Annotated in this window: 3 protein-coding genes and 1 pseudogene; 1 reads left to right on the plus strand and 3 read right to left on the minus strand. The window is 53.8% G+C overall.

Annotation, left to right across the window (positions count from 1 at the left end; genetic code table 11):
• Positions 1 to 62: 62 nt before the first annotated feature.
• From HMPREF3160_RS08020 to HMPREF3160_RS08035, 3 genes and pseudogenes are all read right to left on the minus strand, one after another.
• Positions 63 to 826, minus strand: a pseudogene (locus HMPREF3160_RS08020) (IS3 family transposase).
• A 56-nt stretch (positions 827 to 882) separates the two neighbouring features.
• A complete protein-coding gene (locus HMPREF3160_RS08030) occupies positions 883 to 2,052 on the minus strand; it encodes a hypothetical protein (RefSeq protein ID WP_035756399.1) in 1,170 nt (389 codons plus the stop codon).
• Between the two features lie 58 nt (positions 2,053 to 2,110).
• Entirely contained in the window at positions 2,111 to 2,848 is a 738-nt protein-coding gene (locus HMPREF3160_RS08035) for a YiiX/YebB-like N1pC/P60 family cysteine hydrolase (RefSeq protein WP_070507975.1), read from the minus strand.
• A 510-nt stretch (positions 2,849 to 3,358) separates the two neighbouring features.
• On the opposite strand from HMPREF3160_RS08035, the gene HMPREF3160_RS09730 reads away from it, so the two are divergent.
• On the plus strand, positions 3,359 to 3,547 hold a 189-nt coding region (locus HMPREF3160_RS09730; RefSeq protein WP_256174218.1), incomplete at its 3' end, for a helix-turn-helix domain-containing protein.

Here is a 3,547-nt window from a genome sequence, read left to right on the forward strand (position 1 = left end):
ATGCGAAACGATCGCGGCCGCCGCTTGATCTTGAAGCGCCCTGGGTTTAGTGGAGACTCAGCTCATTTGATTTCTACCAGTTCTTTGGCGCTGGTAACCCCAGCATAGAACTTTTCTTCATGCTCGAGCGGAGGCACATCCCCGAGGTAGCCGTGCAGCCGCTGCGTGTTGTGCCAGTGCACCCATCCCAATGTCGCGAGTTCGAGATCATCGATCGTTTTCCACGGCCCCGACTTCGCTGGCCCGCGCACCAACTCGGCCTTGTAGTAGCCGTTCACCGTCTCAGCGAGAGCATTGTCATAGCTGTCGCCAACGGTCCCGATCGCGGGCGTCGCCCCGATCTCGGCAAGACCCTCACCGTAACGAATGGACGTGAATTGACTACCCGCATCGCTATGGCAGCGCAGGTCTGGGAGGTGCCTGCCGCGTGACCAGCGGGCCATCTCGATCGCGTCGAGCACCGTCTCGGTCTTCATGCTCGATGCACATCGCCAGCCCACAATCATGCGGCTGAACGCGTCGATGATGAAGCAGACGTAAGCGACGCCCTGCCAGGTGGGCACGAACGTCAGATCTGTCACCCACAACTGGTTTGGCGCATACGTGTCTGCTCGTCGGTCGTCACCCCAGCTTTCACACCGTCATCGATGTCAGCTTGACGCACCCAGGAGCGCACTGACTCGACACCATAACCGAGTTACTCAGCCACCCGCGAGGTCGTTCCTTGGCCCGTACCGAGCTCGGCGCGGAGCGTTCGCACCATCCGGACCGCCGCAGCCTTCTCCTCAGTGGAATAGCGGCGTCCCTTGTTCATGTGTTGGACCATGGCTCCATTCTCGTTCCATAACTCTGGAGCCTCCACCAAACCCAGGGCGCTTCACTTTACGGCCTCACTGCAAATCCCCTAAAGAAGAGACCGCTACTGAGCTTTGCCGGATCGTCATCCAGCACGACCCGCCCCACTTCTTCGCCGGTGGACCGGTCATAACGCAAAATTCTGTACGGAGAACCATCATTATTATCTGCCATGACGACAACCTCAGTATCAGTGAAGATCGCCACGGATGAAGCGGAATTATCGCTATATCCTTCAACGCTAAATTTGCGTTCCGTATGTCCCGTCTTGATGTCCGTGGACATGATCGAATCCTTAACCCCGTACCACTCAAGCTTTCCGTCCTTCAGCGACTGACGGGTTACATGAGGAAAGCCTGTACCATCTTCACTGATGAAAGGCTCGGTCGCTTCATCTGAGCTCAGGGCCTTGCTCTCATACTTACCGGTCTTGGTGTCCCAAATCGATAAAACGGGCTTAGCAGCAACATCCAATCCACCTCGTCTCTCGTCAGAGATGTAGTAGATCTTTCCATTAAGGCATGGCGCATCATTGAGTACCGCGCCCTCTCTAGCCTGAGTACTGCTGCCGACAACTTTCTCCTTGCCATCGTTCGTGCCAGTTAATTGGCTGAGAACCATGGGCTCTGTATCAGGATCACCCGTCTTCGAATATGGACCGGTAGCCAAACCTATCCCGAAGACCTCCCCCTCGCACTGAGCAGCAATGAAATAGCTACCTTCAACTTCGGCTAGAGAGCTTCCGGAACTGGTGGTGGTCACAACCTGAGTCGTATACCCGACGTCGCTGAAGCCCAGATTATAAAGTCCCACTACAGTATCCGGCGTGGTGGCAAGCATGGCGTATTGGCTGTCCGTTTTTGCATTCTCAAAACTCTTCATGCCGTTACCATCAAGTAAATAGTCGGTCTTCATATCACTGAAGAATAACCCCTTCTCAGTCCACGCCATCGAGCACATGTCCATGCCCCAGGTCTGCACTTCTGAAAAAGCACCATCGTCGTTTACCAGCAAAACCTTTCCGTCTTGGCTTTTCCCATCCATGTCACGGCTCTGAGCACTGAAGCACAGTGCGTACGCGGCCTCGCCTAGAGCCTCGGTTTTTTGGGATGAGGGATCAGCTGGTGAACAGCTAACCAGGGTAAAAACAGTGGCCGACACTGCCGCTGCGGTGATGATACGACGTCCGTGAATCATGAGTGTTCCATTCTGATACAGAGTTTGGGCCGGCCCAAATACTAGTTTTCCAGTACGTTTAGAGGGTCTTGTACGTCACTGTCTTTGAGGAATCCTTAATGTTGTAAGGATAAACGCCCAAACCTCCGTTGCCGTCCAGATCAATCCCCGTCGCCGCCTTGTAGGCCGCCCACACCAACTGCGAACAATTCATCTTCGAACCGGTCGTCGACTTGTTCACGGCAAAATTGAAGTTATATCCCTTGCCGCGCAATTTGTTAAAGGCATAGTTAGCAGCCTTACCTCTATTGGTCGATGTAGTCCTAACGTACTGCTTCACCGCGCCCTTGCCTACCTTCACCTCCTTGGCTGCGATCGATCGGCTCTTCTTTCCGGTCCCGGGAGCTTCCACGATGGTTGCGGTTGAGTAGTAAATGCCTGTGTGGCCATGCTGAACGAAAAACGTCGAAGCAGGAGAGACGAAAATATCACCCTTACGCTTCGCAGGACCCAAGGTAACGGTACCGCTGCCCCCGCTACTGCTGCGGGCCGAAGCAACACTTCGATTAGCCAGAGAATCGACCGATTTCGCTTCCCGCACCGAAGCCTTACTCTCGGACAAAGCCCGATTAACGGCTTCGTCCAAACTGATTCCTTCATCCTGTGCGAACTTACCCAGCGAATCTCTCAGCTCGGTGACCGAGGTTCCAGGATTGAGACTTGCCAGCTCATTCAAAGAACCGTTTCCCGTATCAGCCAACGCCGGCATAGCCGAACCAATGACCAGCATGCTCGAAGCGGCGATTCCCGCGAACATATGACGTTTTTCAAAACACAACCCCTAGCACGTAGCAGTAATGATCCAAGTAACCCGTCAAACATGAACATAAAGAAGCACAAAAATGCATAGCGCATCCGACGCACGTTCAACGAAAAAGATCCTTGATCTGAAGAGAAATAATATTTCAGATCAGTGGATAAAATAATCCTAGCGTTAAGCACGTCACCACGGAAGACTCTTTGGCAAATTTTTCACAGATTTTTATATATGTTCACGTCAGACTTCAAACCAACCCCACCGACGCCCGAGACAAAACCACCAGCAAGAACCTTCAGCTACGCGCTCCAACCAAATACGCGTGATACCCACCCATGCACTAATCTCAAAAACGGTCGTTTATGACACACCTATCTGCCGGGGTGGTCGAGAATCCTCGAGGGTTGAGAACTCAACAGATTTTCCGAGTTCGAGTCCCTGTAAGAGAACATCGACACCAGCCCTTCGGGCGGAAGACTCGTATTCAGTATCATCGCCTCCCTCGCGGAGTTGGAACGAGACCCCGTCCCCGAACGTACCAACGCCGGCGGACGACCCACACCTCTCTCGCCTGACACACTGCGCGCCGCAAGAAGACTCTTTGAACAGCGCGACATGACTGTGGCGCAGATCGGTGAAGTTCTGGGCGTTAGCCGCAGCATGATCTATCGCGCCCTGCGCGGGCAGGGTTACCGTTTC

The organism is Arthrobacter sp. HMSC06H05 (assembly GCF_001807395.1).
Lineage (GTDB): Bacteria > Actinomycetota > Actinomycetes > Actinomycetales > Micrococcaceae > Pseudoglutamicibacter > Pseudoglutamicibacter albus.